At 61.5% G+C, this 15,975-nt stretch carries 15 protein-coding genes; 11 read left to right on the top strand and 4 right to left on the bottom strand.

Annotated elements, in window-relative coordinates; all coding sequences use genetic code 11:
- Nucleotides 1–2: 2 nt before the first annotated feature.
- The 5 genes from CAF80_RS04800 (at nt 3) to tldD (ending at nt 8,360) form a co-directional block, all read left to right on the top strand.
- The gene (locus tag CAF80_RS04800; RefSeq protein ID WP_074691835.1) at nt 3–599 is read left to right on the top strand and encodes a nucleoside triphosphate pyrophosphatase; all 597 of its coding nucleotides are present in this window, start codon (nt 3–5) and stop codon (nt 597–599) included.
- Between the two features lie 57 nt (nt 600–656).
- Entirely contained in the window at nt 657–2,114 is a 1,458-nt protein-coding gene (rng, locus tag CAF80_RS04795; protein ID WP_007953605.1) for a ribonuclease G, read from the top strand.
- 75 nt (nt 2,115–2,189) lie between these two features.
- A complete protein-coding gene (locus CAF80_RS04790; RefSeq protein WP_074691832.1) occupies nt 2,190–5,993 on the top strand; it encodes a YhdP family protein in 3,804 nt (1,267 codons plus the stop codon).
- A gap of 58 nt (nt 5,994–6,051) precedes the next feature.
- The gene (locus tag CAF80_RS04785) at nt 6,052–6,912 is read left to right on the top strand and encodes a carbon-nitrogen hydrolase family protein (RefSeq protein WP_074691829.1); all 861 of its coding nucleotides are present in this window, start codon (nt 6,052–6,054) and stop codon (nt 6,910–6,912) included.
- Nucleotides 6,913–6,917: 5 nt separating this feature from the next.
- Nucleotides 6,918–8,360 carry a metalloprotease TldD gene (gene tldD, locus CAF80_RS04780; protein WP_011332462.1) on the top strand — a complete coding sequence of 481 codons (1,443 nt, stop codon included), beginning with the start codon at nt 6,918–6,920 and terminating at the stop codon, nt 8,358–8,360.
- A gap of 51 nt (nt 8,361–8,411) precedes the next feature.
- On the opposite strand, the gene yjgA is transcribed toward tldD, so the two are convergent.
- Nucleotides 8,412–8,936, bottom strand: a complete 525-nt coding sequence (gene yjgA / locus CAF80_RS04775; RefSeq protein ID WP_007953598.1) for a ribosome biogenesis factor YjgA — start codon at nt 8,934–8,936, stop codon at nt 8,412–8,414.
- A 108-nt stretch (nt 8,937–9,044) separates the two neighbouring features.
- Here yjgA and pmbA point away from each other — a divergent pair, with 108 nt between their 5' ends.
- The 6 genes from pmbA to CAF80_RS04745 all read left to right on the top strand — a co-directional run bounded on the left by pmbA (nt 9,045) and on the right by CAF80_RS04745 (nt 14,320).
- Nucleotides 9,045–10,391 carry a metalloprotease PmbA gene (gene pmbA / locus CAF80_RS04770; RefSeq protein ID WP_039769277.1) on the top strand — a complete coding sequence of 449 codons (1,347 nt, stop codon included), beginning with the start codon at nt 9,045–9,047 and terminating at the stop codon, nt 10,389–10,391.
- A gap of 160 nt (nt 10,392–10,551) precedes the next feature.
- Nucleotides 10,552–10,959, top strand: coding sequence for a hypothetical protein (locus CAF80_RS04765; protein ID WP_039769279.1), 408 nt, complete (start codon nt 10,552–10,554; stop codon nt 10,957–10,959).
- Nucleotides 10,940–12,316, top strand: coding sequence for a lyase family protein (locus tag CAF80_RS04760; protein WP_085666900.1), 1,377 nt, complete (start codon nt 10,940–10,942; stop codon nt 12,314–12,316). The genes CAF80_RS04765 and CAF80_RS04760 overlap by 20 nt, the downstream gene beginning before the upstream one ends.
- A 27-nt stretch (nt 12,317–12,343) precedes the next feature.
- Nucleotides 12,344–12,784: a hypothetical protein gene (locus tag CAF80_RS04755; protein WP_039769283.1), complete on the top strand. Its 441-nt coding sequence runs from the start codon at nt 12,344–12,346 to the stop codon at nt 12,782–12,784.
- A gap of 1 nt (nt 12,785) precedes the next feature.
- Nucleotides 12,786–13,397: a superoxide dismutase gene (locus CAF80_RS04750; RefSeq protein ID WP_039769285.1), complete on the top strand. Its 612-nt coding sequence runs from the start codon at nt 12,786–12,788 to the stop codon at nt 13,395–13,397.
- Nucleotides 13,398–13,426: 29 nt separating this feature from the next.
- Nucleotides 13,427–14,320 (top strand): ZIP family metal transporter, encoded by an 894-nt coding sequence (locus tag CAF80_RS04745; protein WP_085666899.1) that lies wholly within the window; start codon nt 13,427–13,429, stop codon nt 14,318–14,320.
- Between the two features lie 37 nt (nt 14,321–14,357).
- Here the strand turns inward: CAF80_RS04745 and CAF80_RS04740 are convergent, their stop codons facing one another.
- Genes CAF80_RS04740 through ptsN form a run of 3 tightly spaced genes read right to left on the bottom strand, consistent with a single transcriptional unit; the run spans nt 14,358 to nt 15,973 of the window.
- Entirely contained in the window at nt 14,358–14,633 is a 276-nt protein-coding gene (locus CAF80_RS04740) for an HPr family phosphocarrier protein (protein WP_039769289.1), read from the bottom strand.
- 15 nt (nt 14,634–14,648) lie between these two features.
- Nucleotides 14,649–15,506, bottom strand: a complete 858-nt coding sequence (gene rapZ / locus CAF80_RS04735) for an RNase adapter RapZ (RefSeq protein ID WP_039769291.1) — start codon at nt 15,504–15,506, stop codon at nt 14,649–14,651.
- A gap of 2 nt (nt 15,507–15,508) precedes the next feature.
- On the bottom strand, nt 15,509–15,973 hold the full coding sequence (gene ptsN / locus CAF80_RS04730) for a PTS IIA-like nitrogen regulatory protein PtsN (protein WP_007953580.1): 465 nt from the start codon (nt 15,971–15,973) through the stop codon (nt 15,509–15,511).
- Nucleotides 15,974–15,975: the final 2 nt, after the last annotated feature.

The following is a 15,975-nucleotide window of genomic DNA, read 5'->3' as shown; positions in this document are numbered from 1 at the left end:
GGATGAAGCCGCTTTACCTCGCCTCAGGATCGCCGCGTCGGCGTGAATTGCTCACTCAGATCGGCATCCCGTTTACCGCCATCAGCGCGGATATCGATGAAACCCCTCTCGCCAATGAATCCCCATCGGCCTACGTCGAGCGCCTGGCGCGCGGCAAGGCAGACGCCGGACGGCGCACCGTCGTCTGCGACGTAGCGTTTTGCGTACTGGGCGCCGACACCGCCGTGGTGCTGGACGGCAAAATTCTTGGCAAACCGGTGGACGAAGCCGATGCATGCGCCATGCTGATGATGTTGTCCGGCAAGGAGCATGAAGTGCTGACGGCGATTGCCGTGCTCGACGGCGAGCGCTGCGAGTCGCGGGTGGTGCGCAGTCGGGTGCGGTTCCGCTCGATCAGTCGCGAAGAAGCCGCCGCCTACTGGGCCAGCGGCGAGCCCCGGGACAAGGCGGGTGGCTACGGCATTCAGGGGCTTGGCGCGGTGTTCGTCGCCGGCCTAAACGGCAGTTACTCGGCGGTCGTCGGCTTGCCGGTGTGCGAAAGCGCAGAACTGCTCGGCCATTTCGGCATACCCTGTTGGCAAACCCTGAACGCGCAATGAGCGTCGAACGGACAAGATGCAGCCATTATCGTGAACATGCCTGAACGAGACCCTGCCATGAGTGAAGAGATTCTGATCAACATCACGCCGATGGAATCGCGCGTGGCGGTGGTCGAAAACGGTGTGCTGCAAGAAGTGCACGTCGAGCGTACGCAAAAACGCGGGATCGTCGGCAACATCTATAAAGGCAAGGTGGTGCGGGTCCTGCCGGGCATGCAGGCGGCATTCGTCGACATCGGCCTGGATCGCGCAGCCTTCATTCATGCCTCGGAAATTTCCCTGCGCGAAGGTCCTGCGGTGGAAAGCATCAGTGCGCTTGTACACGAAGGCCAGAGCCTGGTGGTGCAAGTCACCAAGGACCCGATCGGTTCCAAAGGTGCGCGATTGACAACGCAATTGTCGATCCCGTCGCGCTATCTGGTGTACATGCCGCGCACCGCCCACGTCGGCATTTCCCTGAAGATCGAAGACGAAGCCGAGCGCGAACGCCTCAAACAGGTGGTCAGCGACTGCGTGGCCAAAGAAGGCATCAAGGAGGCCGGCGGCTTCATTTTGCGTACCGCCGCCGAAGGTGCCGGGGCCGATGAGATCCTGATGGACATCCGCTACCTGCGCCGCCTGTGGGATCAGATCAACGAGCAGATCAAGACCATCGGCGCACCGAGCGTGATCTACGAAGACTTGGGCCTGGCGCTGCGTACCCTGCGCGATCTGGTCAGCCCGAAGATCGAGAAGATCCGCATCGACTCCCGGGAAACGTTTCAGAAAACCACGCAGTTCGTCGCCGAACTGATGCCGGAAATCGCCGATCGTCTGGAACACTACCCGGGTGAGCGGCCGATCTTCGACCTGTACGGCGTCGAAGACGAAATCCAGAAAGCCCTGGAGCGCAAGGTGCCGCTGAAGTCCGGTGGTTATCTGGTGATCGATCCGGCGGAAGCCATGACCACCATCGATGTGAACACCGGGGCGTTCGTCGGTCATCGCAACCTCGAAGAAACCATCTTCAAGACCAACCTCGAAGCCGCGACCGCGATTGCCCGGCAGATGCGCCTGCGCAACCTGGGCGGGATCATCATCATCGACTTCATCGACATGGAAGACGAAGAGCACCAGCGTCAGGTGCTGCGTACCCTGGAGAAACAACTGGAGCGCGATCACGCCAAGACCAACATCATCGGCATTACCGAGTTGGGCCTGGTGCAGATGACGCGCAAGCGCACCCGTGAAAGCCTTGAGCAAGTGTTGTGCGAACCGTGCAGCAGCTGTCAGGGCCGGGGCAAGCTGAAAACTCCGGAAACCATTTGCTACGAGATTTTCCGCGAGATCCTGCGCGAAGCCCGGGCCTATCAGGCCGAGGGTTATCGGGTGCTGGCGAACCAGAAAGTCGTCGACCGGCTGCTCGATGAAGAGTCCGGTAACGTGGCCGAACTTGAAGGTTTCATCGGGCGCACCATACGCTTCCAGGTGGAAACCATGTATTCCCAGGAACAATATGACGTGGTGCTGCTCTGAACCCCTGCATCACCTTTTTCCTGAAACGGCTGGCCTCAGCTTTTTGCAGTATTTTTGCCATGGGAGCCAACTGACATGGAACGTCTGACACGCATTTTGGCCGCACTGACCCGCTGGGGTCTGGGCCTGTGCGCGTTGGTTCTGGTATTGATGGCGTTGTACGTCAGTCTCGGCCGGGAACTCACGCCACTGGTGGCCGAATACCGCACCGATATCGAAGACAAGGCCAGTGCCGCATTGGGCATGCCGCTGCAGATCGGCGAGCTGGAAGGCAACTGGAGCGGGTTTGCCCCGATCCTGCTGGCCCACGACGTGATGGTCGGCAGCGGCGCCAATGCCCTGCGCCTGGATCGGGTGCGCGCGGTGCCGGATCTTTGGGCCAGTTTGCTCGCCCGGGAAGTACGCATCGCCCATCTTGAACTCAACGGTCTGAAGATCAGCCTCAAGGAAGGCGAAGACGGAAAGTGGGCGCTGGAAGGCTTGCCGGTGCAGCAGGATCAGCCCATGGATCCCGAGCAACTGTTCAACCGCATGCAAATGATTCAGCAACTGTCGGTGCTCGACAGTCAGGTGACGTTGCAGCCGCTGGAGCAGGCGCCGCTGACCCTCACTTATGTCGGCCTCAATCTGAAGACCGGGTCCAGCCGCCAACGCCTCGATGCGCGCCTGACCCTGCCCGACGGTCAGCCTGTGGCGCTGAGCCTACGCACACGACTTCGTCCGAATCAGTGGCAGAGCAGCGAAGTGGAAGGTTATGTCAGCCTGCCGCAGAGCGACTGGTCAAAATGGCTACCCGAGCGCTTGACCCAACAATGGAATTTCTCCGAGATCAAGGCCGGTGGCGAGCTGTGGGTCAACTGGCGCGAGGGGGCGTTGCAGAGTGCTGCGATCCGTCTCAATGCGCCGCAACTGACCGGCGCCTACGCTGAACGCAAGCCGATCCAGATCAACAATCTGGCGCTCAATGGCTATTTCCAGCGCGGTTCCGAGGGAGCCATTGTCACGCTTGATTCGCTGGCGATGAATTTCGGCGAAACCCGCTGGGAATCCCATGTCCAGATCAAACAGACTGCCGCCACCGACAAGAACGAAGAACTCTGGCATCTGCAGGCTGACCGGCTCGACCTGACGCCGATCACCCCTTTGCTCAATGCCCTCGGCCCGTTGCCCCAAGGCGTCGCCACCGTGGTCGAGCGCCTGAAAGTAACCGGCGGTCTGCGTAACGTGCTGCTGGATTTCCGGCCGAACGCCACCGACGACAGCAAATTCAGCTTCGCCGCCAACCTCGATCAAGTCGGCTTCGACGCCTACCACGGCGCGCCGGCCGCACGGAATGTCAGCGGCAGTCTTACCGGCAATCTCGGCGGGGGCGAACTGCGCATGGACAGCAAGGATTTCGTCCTGCACCTCGATCCGATTTTCGCCAAGCCGTGGCAATACATTCAGGCCAACGCCCGGTTGACCTGGAAGCTCGATAAAGAAGGTTTCACCCTGATCGCGCCGTACCTGAAGGTGCTCGGCGAGGAAGGCAAGATCGCCGGCGACTTCCTGATCCGCCTGCATTTCGATCACAGCCAGGAAGACTACATGGATCTACGGGTCGGTCTGGTGGATGGCGACGGTCGCTACACCGCCAAGTACCTGCCGCAAGTCCTGAGCCCGGCCCTCGACGAATGGCTGCGTACGGCGATTCTCAAGGGCGCGGTGGATCAGGGGTTCTTCCAGTATCAAGGCTCGCTGAACAAGAACGCCGGGGAAGCGGATCGCAGCATCAGTCTGTTCTTCAAGGTGCACGACGCCGAGCTGGCTTTCCAGCCGGGCTGGCCGCACGTGAGCAAGGTCAACGGTGACGTATTCATCGAAGACAGCGGCGTGCGCATTCTCGCCAGCAAGGGCCAGTTGCTCGATACCCAGGTCGGCGACGTCTTCGTCAATATTCCCCATGTGCCGAGCGGCGAGCACAGCCACATGTTCCTCGACGGCAGCTTTGCTGGCGGGCTGGGCGATGGCCTGAAGATTCTTCAGGAGGCGCCGATTGGCACCGCCGATACTTTTGCCGGCTGGGAAGGCGAGGGTGACCTGCAAGGCAAGCTCAAACTCGATGTGCCATTGGCCAAGGGCGATCAGCCGAAAATTCTCGTCGACTTCAAAACCGCCAATGCGCGCTTGAAGCTGGCGGAGCCGAAGCTTGAATTGAGCCAGCTCAAGGGCGACTTCCGCTTCGACAGCGCAAAAGGGCTGAGCGGACAGAACATCAGTGCCCGGGCTTTTGACAAGCCGGTGACCGCGCAGATCTTCGCCGACGGTGCCCCCGGCAATCTCAAGACCCGGATCGCGGCGTCAGGGCAGGTCGAGGTCAAGAAACTCACCGACTGGCTGGGCGTGACTCAGCCATTGCCGGTGTCCGGGACCATCCCATATCAGTTGCAAGTGAATCTGGACGGCGCCGACAGCCAATTGATGGTCAGTTCCAGTCTGAAGGGCGTGGCGGTGGATCTGCCGGCGCCGTTCGGCATGGCCGCCGATGTCGGGCGTGACACGGTGTTCCGCATGACGTTGCAGGGGCAGGAGCGGCGTTACTGGGTCAATTACGATCAACTGGCCAACTTCACCTTCGCCGCGCCACCGGGCAACTTTGCCGATGGTCGGGGTGAGCTGTTCCTCGGCGCTGGCGAAGCGGTGTTGCCGGGCAGCAAAGGCCTGCGGGTGCGTGGCGTGTTGTCGGAGCTGGACGTAAAGCCGTGGCAGGATCTGCTGGACAAATACGCCGGCCAGGATCCAGGCGGCAACGCCAAACAGTTGCTCAGCAGCGCAGATTTCAAGATCGGCAAACTCACCGCCTTCGGCACCACCCTGGATCAGGCAGCCGTGCAGGTGAATCGCAAGCCCGGTGCCTGGGCGCTGGCCCTCGACAGCCAGCAGGCCAAAGGCACGGCGGGCATTCCTGACGCCAAGGGCGCGCCGATTGCGGTGAACCTGCAATACGTGCGATTGCCAGCGCCGGACCCGACGGTGCAGGCCGACGAGAACGCGCCGGACCCGCTGGCTTCCGTCGATCCGAGCAAGATCCCGGCGCTGGATATCACCATCAATCAATTGTTCCAGGGCCAGGACTTGGTCGGTGGCTGGTCACTCAAGATTCGGCCGACCGCCAAGGGCATCGCCCTGAACAACCTCGATCTGGGCCTCAAGGGCATCCTCCTGCAGGGCAGCGGCGGCTGGGAAGGAACCCCCGGTGCCACGACCAGTTGGTACAAGGGCCGGATCGGCGGCAAGAACCTCGCCGATGTGCTCAAGGGCTGGGGTTTTGCGCCGAGCGTGACCAGCGAAGAATTCCACATGGATGTCGATGGCCGCTGGCCGGGCTCGCCGGCGTGGCTGGCGACCAAGCGCTTCTCCGGCACCCTCGATGCGTCCCTCAACAAAGGCCAGTTTGTTGAAGTGGAGGGCGGCGCTCAGGCATTGCGCGTGTTCGGTCTGCTCAACTTCAACTCGATTGGCCGGCGTTTGCGTCTCGACTTCTCCGACCTGTTCGGCAAAGGCCTGAGCTACGACCGGGTCAAGGGATTGCTGGTGGCGACCAACGGCGTGTATGTGACGAAAGAGCCGATCAAGTTGACCGGTCCCTCGAGCAACCTGGAACTGGACGGCACGCTGGATCTGGTGGGCGACAAGGTGGATGCCAAATTGCTGGTGACTTTGCCTGTGACCAACAACCTGCCGATTGCCGCGCTGATTGTCGGCGCGCCGGCCGTCGGCGGTGCGTTGTTCCTGATCGACAAGCTGATCGGCGATCGCGTGGCGCGGTTCGCCAGCGTCAAATACACCGTGAAAGGCCCGTGGAAAGAGCCGAAAATCACCTTCGACAAGCCTTTTTGAACAGCCAGCCCCTGAACCGATGGAGTAGCATGGCCGCATACCTCTTGCGGAGTGCGCCATGTCTTTAGCGGTGATTCAAATGGTCAGCCAGAGCGATGTGCTGGCCAATCTGCGCGATGCCCGACGTTTGCTCGAACAGGCAGCCAACGCCGGCGCGAAGCTGGCGGTGCTGCCGGAAAACTTCGCGGCCATGGGCCGTCGCGACATCGCCGATATTGGCCGCGCCGAAGCGCTTGGCGAAGGCCCGATCCTGCCGTGGTTGAAACAGACCGCCCGCGACCTCAGGTTATGGATTGTGGCCGGCACCTTGCCGTTGCCGCCGGCGGGTCAGCCTGAGGCGAAGTCCCATGCCTGCTCGCTGCTGGTGAACGATCAGGGCGAAATCGTTGCACGCTATGACAAGTTGCACCTGTTCGATGTCGACGTAGCGGACAATCGCGGCCGTTACCGCGAATCCGATGACTATGCTTATGGCAGTGGCGTGGTGGTCGCGGACACGCCGGTCGGGCGATTGGGCCTGACGGTGTGCTACGACCTGCGCTTCCCGGAGATGTACAGCGAACTGCGCGCTGCCGGGGCTGAACTGATTACCGCACCGTCGGCCTTCACTGCGGTGACCGGGGCGGCGCACTGGGATGTACTGATCCGCGCGCGGGCCATTGAAACCCAGTGCTACGTGCTGGCGGCAGCCCAGGGCGGAACGCATCCGGGGCCGCGGGAAACCTTTGGCCACGGGGCGATTGTCGACCCGTGGGGCCGCGTGCTGGCGCAGCAGGAACAAGGCGAAGCCGTGTTGCTGGCCGAGCGCGACAGCAATGAACAAGCGTCCATCCGGGCGCGAATGCCGGTGACCGGTCATCGGCGGTTTTTTTCGCAGGGCGCACAGCGACCTGCTTCAGAACACGAATTTAAGGCGTAAAACCTATGAGCGAGTTGTTGTCCTCAGTCAGTGATCACCTGTTGGCGCCCGGCGGCGTGACGATCGAGAGCCTGCAAGGCGTGCTCGGTGATCTGGCGGGTCCAGGCATCGATGCGGCCGACCTGTATTTCCAGGGGCAGATTTCCGAGTCCTGGTCGCTGGAAGACGGCATCGTCAAGGAAGGCAGTTTCAACCTCGACCAGGGTGTTGGCGTGCGTGCGCAGTCCGGCGAAAAAACCGGTTTTGCCTACAGCAACGCGATCACCCTGGAAGCCCTCGGCGCAGCGGCCCGTGCGGCCCGTTCGATTTCCCGCGCCGGGCAGAACGGCACGGTGCAGGCGTTCAGCAGCCAGGACGTCGCCCAGTTGTACGCGCCGGATAACCCGCTGGAAGTCCTGAGCCGCGCTGAAAAAGTCGAACTGCTCAAGCGCATCGACGTGGCGACCCGCGCCCTCGATCCGCGAATCCAGCAGGTCAGCGTGAGCATGGCCGGGGTCTGGGAGCGGATTCTGGTGGCTTCGACCGACGGCGGCCTGGCGGCCGATGTGCGTCCGCTGGTACGTTTCAACGTCAGCGTGATCGTCGAGCAGAACGGCCGCCGCGAGCGCGGCGGTCATGGCGGCGGCGGGCGTACCGACTACCGTTATTTCCTCGCCGAAGACCGCGCCATGGGCTATGCCCGTGAGGCGCTGCGTCAGGCGCTGGTGAACCTGGAAGCGATTCCGGCACCGGCCGGGACCTTGCCGGTGGTTCTCGGCTCGGGCTGGTCCGGCGTGCTGCTGCACGAGGCGGTCGGCCACGGCCTGGAAGGCGATTTCAACCGCAAGGGCAGTTCAGCCTACAGCGGACGCATGGGCGAAATGGTTGCCTCGAAACTTTGCACCATCGTCGATGACGGCACTCTGAGCGGTCGTCGCGGCTCCCTGAGCGTCGACGACGAAGGCACCCCGACCGAGTGCACCACGCTGATCGAAAACGGCGTGCTCAAAGGCTACATGCAGGACAAGCTCAACGCGCGGCTGATGGGCGTGGCCCGCACCGGCAACGGTCGCCGGGAATCCTACGCGCACCTGCCGATGCCTCGGATGACCAACACTTACATGCTCGGCGGCCAGAGCGATCCGGCGGAAATCATCGCGTCGGTGAAGAAGGGCATCTACTGCGCCAATCTCGGCGGCGGTCAGGTCGACATCACCAGCGGCAAATTCGTGTTCTCCACCAGCGAGGCTTATCTGATCGAGGACGGCAAGATCACTGCACCGGTCAAAGGCGCAACGTTGATCGGCAACGGTCCGGAAGCGATGAGCCGGGTGTCGATGGTCGGTAACGATCTGGCGCTGGACAGCGGTGTGGGCACATGCGGCAAGGACGGGCAGTCAGTGCCGGTGGGCGTGGGTCAGCCGACCTTGAAAATCGATGCGATCACCGTGGGTGGCACGGGCGCATAAGAAGGAATGGAGCTTCGGGTGGCGCGCGGTGCGGCCACCCGGTGGCGAATATCAACGCAGACCGCGTTGAGTCTCGTCCAGCTCACGGATGTACTTGAAGATCTTGCGGCTCGAGGCAGGAGGTTTGTTTTGCGCAACCTCGTGCTGGGCCTGACGGATCAGGGAACGCAGTTGCTGGCGGTCGGCGTCCGGGTAATCGACGACGAATTTCTCCAGCACGGCATCGTCACCGGCGATCAGGCGGTCACGCCAGCGTTCGAGGTTGTGAAAACGCTCGTTGTACTGACGGGTAGAGGCATCGAGTTGATCGAGCAGAGTGAGAATCGCGTCAGTGTCCTGATCGCGCATCAGTTTGCCGATGAACTGCAAATGCCGTTTACGCGCGATGTTCGCGGTGTGCTTGGGCGCATCGGCCAGGGCCCGGCGCAAAGCGTCGGTCAATGGCAGTTTTGCCTGCAAGTCGGGCTTGAGCGTTGTAAGGCGCTCGCCAAGGTCAACCAGAGCATGCAGCTCGCGTTTGACCTGGGATTTGCTTTTTTCTCCCGTATCGAGGGAGTCGTCGTAAGAATCAACCATGGTGGCAGTCCGCAAAGAAACGCCGCCATGATAACCAGTCGGGGGCCGCTTGTCCGGCCCGGTCGCTCGAAGGCCCCAGCCGAAAGCAGAATTTGAGTGGAGATGAGCATGAGTGCAGTTGAAAGCGTCGGCCCACAGGCATTGCCGGCACTGCAGGAACAGGTCGAACAGATCATCGCCGAAGCCAAGCGTCAGGGTGCCAGTGCCTGTGAAGTGGCGGTGTCGCTGGAGCAGGGCCTGTCGACGTCGGTGCGTCAACGTGAAGTCGAAACGGTCGAGTTCAACCGCGATCAGGGTTTTGGCATCACGTTATATGTCGGCCAGCGCAAGGGCTCGGCCAGCACTTCCGCCACCGGGCCGGATGCGATTCGCGAGACTGTCGCCGCCGCGCTGGCGATTGCCAAACACACGTCGGAAGACGAAGCCTCGGGGTTGGCCGATGCGGCGCTGATGGCCAGGGATATTCAGGATTTCGACCTGTTCCACCAATGGGACATCACGCCGGAGCAGGCCATCGAGAAGGCGTTGCTCTGTGAAGCTGCCGCGTTCGACGCCGATGCGCGCATCAAGAATGCTGATGGCACCACGTTGAGCACTCATCAGGGCTGCCGCGTGTATGGCAACAGCCATGGTTTCATCGGCGGTTACGCTTCGACCCGGCACAGCCTGAGCTGCGTGATGATCGCCGAGGCCGATGGCCAGATGCAGCGCGATTACTGGTATGACGTGAACCGCCAGGGCAGTTTGCTGGCGGATCCGGTGAGCATTGGCCAGCGCGCGGCGCAGCGTGCGGCTAGCCGTCTGGGTGCGCGCCCGGTGCCGACCTGCGAAGTGCCTGTATTGTTTTCGGCGGAACTGGCGGGTGGGTTGTTCGGCAGCTTCCTGTCGGCGATTTCCGGCGGCAGTCTGTACCGCAAATCGTCGTTCCTCGAAGGCACTTTGGGGCAGAAGCTGTTCCCGGAATGGCTGACCATCGACGAGCGTCCGCACCTGATGCGTGCCATGGGCAGTGCGTCGTATGACGGCGACGGCCTGGCGACCTATGCCAAACCGTTCGTCGAAAAGGGCGAACTGGTGTCGTACATCCTGGGCACATACTCCGGTCGCAAACTCGGCATGCCGAGCACCGCCAACGCGGGCGGTGTGCATAACCTGTTCGTCACCCATGGCGATGAAGACCAGGCCGCCTTGCTGCGACGCATGGGTCGTGGCCTGTTGGTCACCGAATTGATGGGCCATGGTCTGAACATGGTGACCGGTGATTACTCGCGCGGTGCGGCGGGGTTCTGGGTCGAGAATGGGGAGATCCAGTTCGCGGTGCAGGAAGTGACCATCGCCGGCAACATGCGCGACATGTTCAAGCAGATCGTCGCGGTGGGTAACGATCTGGAACTGCGCAGCAACATTCGCACCGGTTCGGTGTTGATCGAAAAGATGACTGTCGCGGGCAGCTAAGCCCAGACAGGTACACAAAAGGCGCGCCACCCGATTGGGTGGCGCGCCTTTTTTATGCCTGCAAATCTTTTCAGCTGCTCAGGGCAGCTGAAAAGCCACCCTTGTGTTGGTTCTCATTATCATCTAATAATAAATCTCATTATCGGATGAGCCCAGGATCATGAGTTCTGCCTTGCACGAGCAGCCGTATCTCGAAAGCTGGCGCTGGATGAGTCGCCGGATCCGTTGCGCGATGGATCCCGACGAGCCACGACTGATCGAACACTACCTGGCCGAAGGCCGGTATCTGGCCTGCTGCACGGCGACTTCGCCCTGGATGATCGCTGAAACCTCCTTCCGTCTGCTGCTCGACACGGCCACCGATATCGCGCTGCCGTGGCACTGGCGCAGCCTGTGTCTCGATCAAGCCTGGCGCCCCTTGCGTGAAATGGAGCGCCTCTCGCTGTGCAAGTGCCGGCTCAAGCGCTGGCAAAGCTACACCTGGCAATTGGCGACCTGCGAGTTGCTTCCCTCGATTCCTCTCATAGAACTGGTGCAAGGATTTTCAGATGACCAAGACACGTATTGAGCGCGACAGCATGGGCGAACTGCAGGTGCCGGTGGACGCTCTCTACGGCGCGCAGACCCAGCGCGCAGTGGATAACTTCCCGATCAGCGGCAAGCCGATGCCGACCCAGTTCATCCGCGCCCTGATTCTGGCGAAAGCGGCCGCCGCGCGCGCCAACGTTGAACTCAACCAGCTCAGCGCCGCCCAGGGCAAGGCAATCAGCGATGCCGCCCAAGGGTTGCTGGAAGGCGACTTCATGCGGCATTTCCCGGTGGACATCTTCCAGACCGGTTCCGGCACCAGCTCCAACATGAACGCCAATGAAGTGATTGCCACCCTGGCCAGCCGCTTGCTCGACGAACCGGTGAACGCCAACGACCACGTCAACTGTGGGCAGAGCAGCAACGACATCATTCCTACCACTATCCACGTCAGCGCCGCGCTGGCCCTGCACGAACAACTGCTGCCGGCACTGCTGCACCTGGTGCAAGTGATCGAACGCAAGGCCGAGCAAGTCCATCACCACGTCAAGACTGGCCGCACCCACTTGATGGATGCCATGCCGGTGCGTATGAGTCAGGCGTTGAACGGTTGGGCGCAGCAGCTCAAGGCTAATATCGGTCACCTGCAGGATTTGCTGCCAAGCCTGCAATCCTTGGCTCAGGGCGGTACAGCGGTCGGTACCGGGATCAATGCGCATCCGGAATTTGCTGCGCGGTTCAGCCGCCAGCTCAGCCAGTTGACCAATGTCCAGTTCACCCCTGGCAAGAATCTGTTCGCCCTGATCGGCTCGCAGGACACTGCCGTGGCCGTCTCGGGCCAGCTCAAGGCCACCGCCGTGTCCCTGATGAAAGTCGCCAACGACCTGCGCTGGATGAACTCCGGCCCGCTCGCCGGGCTCGGTGAAATCGAGCTTGAGGGCCTGCAGCCGGGCTCATCGATCATGCCAGGCAAGGTCAATCCGGTGATTCCGGAAGCCACCGCCATGGTAGCTGCGCAAGTGATCGGCAATGACTCGGTGATCACCATCGCCGGTCAATCAGGCAATTTCGAGCTGAACGTGATGCTGCCTATCATTGCCCAGAATCTGCTGAGCAGCATTGAGTTGCTGGCCAACTCCAGCCGTTTGCTGGGTGACAAGGCCATCGCCACCTTCAAGGTCAACGAGTCGCGCCTCAAGGAAGCGCTGTCGCGCAACCCGATTCTGGTGACCGCGCTCAACCCGATCATCGGTTACCAGAAAGCTGCCGAGATTGCCAAGCAGGCCTACAAGCAGGGTCGCCCGGTGATCGACGTTGCGCTGGAACACACCGACCTGTCGCGCAGCCAGCTGGAAGAGTTGCTCAATCCCGAGAAACTCACCGCCGGTGGCGTGTAAGCACCGCAACCGCTTTGGAGGTTCACCATGGAGCACTGGAAACGCACGATCGAACGGGCCAATCGCTGCTTCATCCTGGGCGAGCTGATCGATGCCCGCGAGGCCTACCTGCAAGCTTTGGCTTTGGCGCAGGTGTTGTTCGAGCGCTGGGCCGATGCCGACGAAGCGGTGGCAGCCTGCGTCATCTCCCACCACAACCTGGCGGATCTGCATCTGCGCCTGAATCAGCCGGAGGAGAGCGCCGAGTACCTGTGCGCGATTCATCAACGGCTGTTGCAGACCATGCAGGACGAGCGCCTGCGCCCGGCGCTGCGTGAAGCGGCCCTTCGCCAGAGCAGCAAAACCTACGTCGAGCTGCTCAATTTCATCAGCGAACACGGCGAATACCCGCGCACCCAGCGTTTGCTGCACTCGGATACCGGCAACGCGCGCCGAGTGCCTGCCCCACATCACCATGGAGTCCACTGAAATGGCTTTTACCCTGCCAGCCTTGCCTTACGCCTACGACGCACTGGAGCCGCACATCGATGCGCAAACCATGGAGATCCACTACACCAAGCATCATCAGACTTACATCAACAACCTGAACGCTGCGGTCGAGGGCACCGAATTCGCGGAATGGCCGGTGGAGAAGCTGGTCGCCAGCGTCCAGCAACTGCCGGAAAAGCTCCGCGCGGCGGTGATCAACCAGGGCGGCGGTCATGCCAACCATTCGCTGTTCTGGGAAGTGATGGTGCCCAACGGCGGTGGCAAACCGGACGGTGCGCTGGCCAGGGCGATCGATGAGCAGCTGGGTGGCCTCGACAGCTTCAAGGACGCCTTCACCAAAGCCGCGTTGACCCGTTTCGGCAGTGGCTGGGCGTGGCTCAGCGTCACGCCCGACAAGAAACTGGTGGTGGAAAGCAGCGGCAACCAGGACAGCCCGCTGATGAACGGCAACACGCCGATTCTCGGGCTCGACGTGTGGGAACACGCGTACTACCTGCGTTATCAGAACCGTCGGCCGGAATACATCAGCGCGTTCTACAACGTGATCAACTGGCCGCAAGTTGCTGCGCGCTATCAGGCCGCGATGGTTTAAGTCCCTATAAAAACAATCCAAGGCTGACTATGGGCACTGAAACACTGGCGATCGGAAGTGGGCGTATGTTTCGTTACGCAATCGGTTCGCTGCTGCTGTTGGCGGGCATGTCCCTGTTGCTCGCACACGGACTCGATTGGCTGAATCTGGAGCCGAGGTTGTCGCGGGCGTTGCAGGGCGGCGCGATCTGCGCGCTCGGCACCGCGCTGGGGGCTGTTCCGGTGCTGGTAATCCGCAACATGCCCCAGGCGCTGGGCGATACGCTGTTGGGTTTTGGCGCCGGTGTAATGCTGGCGGCGACCGCGTTTTCACTGATCGTGCCGGGAATCGCCGCCGCCGAAAGTCTGGGACTGAGCCCATGGGGCGCCAGCGGCCTGATTTGCTTCGGCATCATGCTCGGGGCGTTCGGTCTGTATCTGGTTGATCGCCGTGTGTCGGGGGCCTCGCCGGAAATGCTCATCGGCACCGTCGAACATCCGGTGATTCCGCCACGGATCTGGTTGTTCGTGTTCGCCATCATTGCCCATAACATCCCGGAAGGCATGGCGGTCGGTGTCTCGGCGGGCGGTGGAATGCCTGACGCAGAAAGTCTGGCGATGGGCATTGCCTTGCAGGATGTGCCGGAAGGGTTGGTGATTGCACTGGTGCTGGCCGGCGCCGGGATGTCGCGGGTCAAGGCGTTTTTGATTGGCGCAGCGTCAGGTCTGGTCGAACCGGTATTTGCGCTGCTCTGTGCGTGGCTGGTCAGTCTTGCCGAACTGTTGCTGCCCTTGGGGTTGGCGCTGGCGGCTGGCGCCATGCTGCTGGTGGTGACTCACGAGGTCATCCCCGAGTCGCGACGCAATGGTCACGAGAAGCTGGCCAGTCTGGGATTGCTGATCGGCTTCTGTCTGATGATGGTGATGGATACGGCGTTGGGATGAACCGGGGGAGGGAGCGGGCTACTTCGCCTCAGGCGTTTCAACCGCCTTCGTCGAAGTAGTTGTTGATCAGTGTCACCAGCGCGTCCATGGCTTCCTGTTCCTGGTGACCTTCGGTACTCAGGTGGATTTTGGTGCCCTTGCCCGCAGCGAGCATCATCATCGCCATGATGCTTTTACCGTCAACCGTGGTGTCCGGTGTGCGGCCCACTCTGATCGTGCAATCGGGAAACTGGCCCGCCACTCCGACGAATTTTGCCGATGCGCGGGCGTGCAGGCCCAGCTTGTTGATGATTTCTATTTCCCGAGCAGGCATCGCGTTGTGAATCCTTTAGCTGAGGTCGCGGTGGCGAACCTGGACGTTCTTCAGGGTCTTCTGCAGCGCCTGGCCAAGACGTTCGGTCAGGTAAACGGAACGGTGATGCCCGCCGGTGCAGCCGATGGCAATGGTGACGTAAGCGCGGTTGCTCGCCGCAAAGCGCGGCAACCATTTGTTCAGATACGTATAAATGTCCTGGTACATCTCCTCGACCTCCGGCTGCGCCGCCAGATACTCGGCGACCGGCTGATCGAGACCGGATTGCGCTCGCAGTTCCGGTTTCCAGTACGGGTTCGGCAGGCAGCGAACATCGAACACCAGATCCGCATCCACCGGCATGCCGCGTTTGAAACCGAAGGACTCCACCAGAAACGCGGTCCCCGGCTCCGGCTGGTTCAACAGTCGCAGCTTGATGGTATCGCGCAGTTGGTAGAGGTTCAGATTGGTGGTATTGACCTTCAGATCGGCCAGATCGGCAATCGGGCCCAGCAGGGCGGTTTCGTCGTCGATGGCTTCGGCCAGCGAGCGGTTGGCGTTGCTGAGCGGGTGACGACGACGAGTTTCCGAAAAGCGTTTGAGCAACGTTTCGTCATCGGCGTCGAGGTACAGGACATCGCACTGGATATGCCGGCTGCGCACTTCCTCGAGCAACTCTGGAAAACGTGACAGATGACTCGGCAGGTTGCGGGCGTCGATCGAGACGGCCACCAGCGGCTGGAGCATTTCGGTATGAACCAGCGCACGTTCGGCCAGATCCGGCAGAAGACCTGCCGGCAGGTTATCGATGCAGTAGTAACCGTTGTCCTCAAGGACATCCAGGGCGGTACTTTTACCCGAGCCGGAACGGCCACTGACAATGATCAAGCGCATGGTTACGGCCTGTTCTGTTCTTCCAGTACAACCTGGTACAAGGCTTCGTTGCTAGGCGCGCTACGCAGTCTGTCGCGCACGTCCTTGCGGTCGAGCATGCTGGCGATCTGGCGTAACAGCTCCAGGTGCGCATCGGTGGCGGCTTCCGGCACCAGCAGGACGAAGAGCAGGTCCACGGGCGCGCCGTCGATAGCGTCGAAATCGATAGGGGCATCAAGGTGCATCAGCGCACTGATCGGCGCTTCGCAGCCCTTGAGGCGGCAGTGGGGAATGGCGATGCCGTTGCCAAAACCGGTGGAGCCCAGTTTTTCACGGGCAATCAATGCCTCGAATACATCTTGCATCTCCAGATCCGGAACTTCCCGGGCGATCAGGTTGGCAATTTGTTCCAGGGCTTTCTTTTTACTGCCGCCCGGCACGTTCACCAGGGAACGGCCGGGGGTCAGGATACTTTCAAGTCGGATCATGG

The sequence above is a fragment of the Pseudomonas sp. B34(2017) genome (assembly GCF_002112915.1).
In the GTDB taxonomy this organism is placed as follows: Bacteria; Pseudomonadota; Gammaproteobacteria; order Pseudomonadales; family Pseudomonadaceae; genus Aquipseudomonas; species Aquipseudomonas pharyngis.
The sequence above is the reverse complement of the archived record's forward strand: the minus strand, read 5'-3'. Positions and strand labels throughout refer to the sequence as shown.

Coding starts and splice junctions, on each gene's coding strand:
- CAF80_RS04800 (WP_074691835.1), top strand. CDS start 3: ATGAAGCCGCTTTACCTCGCCTCAGGATCGCCGCGTCGGCGTGAATTG.
- rng (WP_007953605.1), top strand. CDS start 657: ATGAGTGAAGAGATTCTGATCAACATCACGCCGATGGAATCGCGCGTG.
- CAF80_RS04790 (WP_074691832.1), top strand. CDS start 2,190: ATGGAACGTCTGACACGCATTTTGGCCGCACTGACCCGCTGGGGTCTG.
- CAF80_RS04785 (WP_074691829.1), top strand. CDS start 6,052: ATGTCTTTAGCGGTGATTCAAATGGTCAGCCAGAGCGATGTGCTGGCC.
- tldD (WP_011332462.1), top strand. CDS start 6,918: ATGAGCGAGTTGTTGTCCTCAGTCAGTGATCACCTGTTGGCGCCCGGC.
- yjgA (WP_007953598.1), bottom strand. CDS start 8,936: ATGGTTGATTCTTACGACGACTCCCTCGATACGGGAGAAAAAAGCAAA.
- pmbA (WP_039769277.1), top strand. CDS start 9,045: ATGAGTGCAGTTGAAAGCGTCGGCCCACAGGCATTGCCGGCACTGCAG.
- CAF80_RS04765 (WP_039769279.1), top strand. CDS start 10,552: ATGAGTTCTGCCTTGCACGAGCAGCCGTATCTCGAAAGCTGGCGCTGG.
- CAF80_RS04760 (WP_085666900.1), top strand. CDS start 10,940: ATGACCAAGACACGTATTGAGCGCGACAGCATGGGCGAACTGCAGGTG.
- CAF80_RS04755 (WP_039769283.1), top strand. CDS start 12,344: ATGGAGCACTGGAAACGCACGATCGAACGGGCCAATCGCTGCTTCATC.
- CAF80_RS04750 (WP_039769285.1), top strand. CDS start 12,786: ATGGCTTTTACCCTGCCAGCCTTGCCTTACGCCTACGACGCACTGGAG.
- CAF80_RS04745 (WP_085666899.1), top strand. CDS start 13,427: ATGGGCACTGAAACACTGGCGATCGGAAGTGGGCGTATGTTTCGTTAC.
- CAF80_RS04740 (WP_039769289.1), bottom strand. CDS start 14,633: ATGCCTGCTCGGGAAATAGAAATCATCAACAAGCTGGGCCTGCACGCC.
- rapZ (WP_039769291.1), bottom strand. CDS start 15,506: ATGCGCTTGATCATTGTCAGTGGCCGTTCCGGCTCGGGTAAAAGTACC.
- ptsN (WP_007953580.1), bottom strand. CDS start 15,973: ATGATCCGACTTGAAAGTATCCTGACCCCCGGCCGTTCCCTGGTGAAC.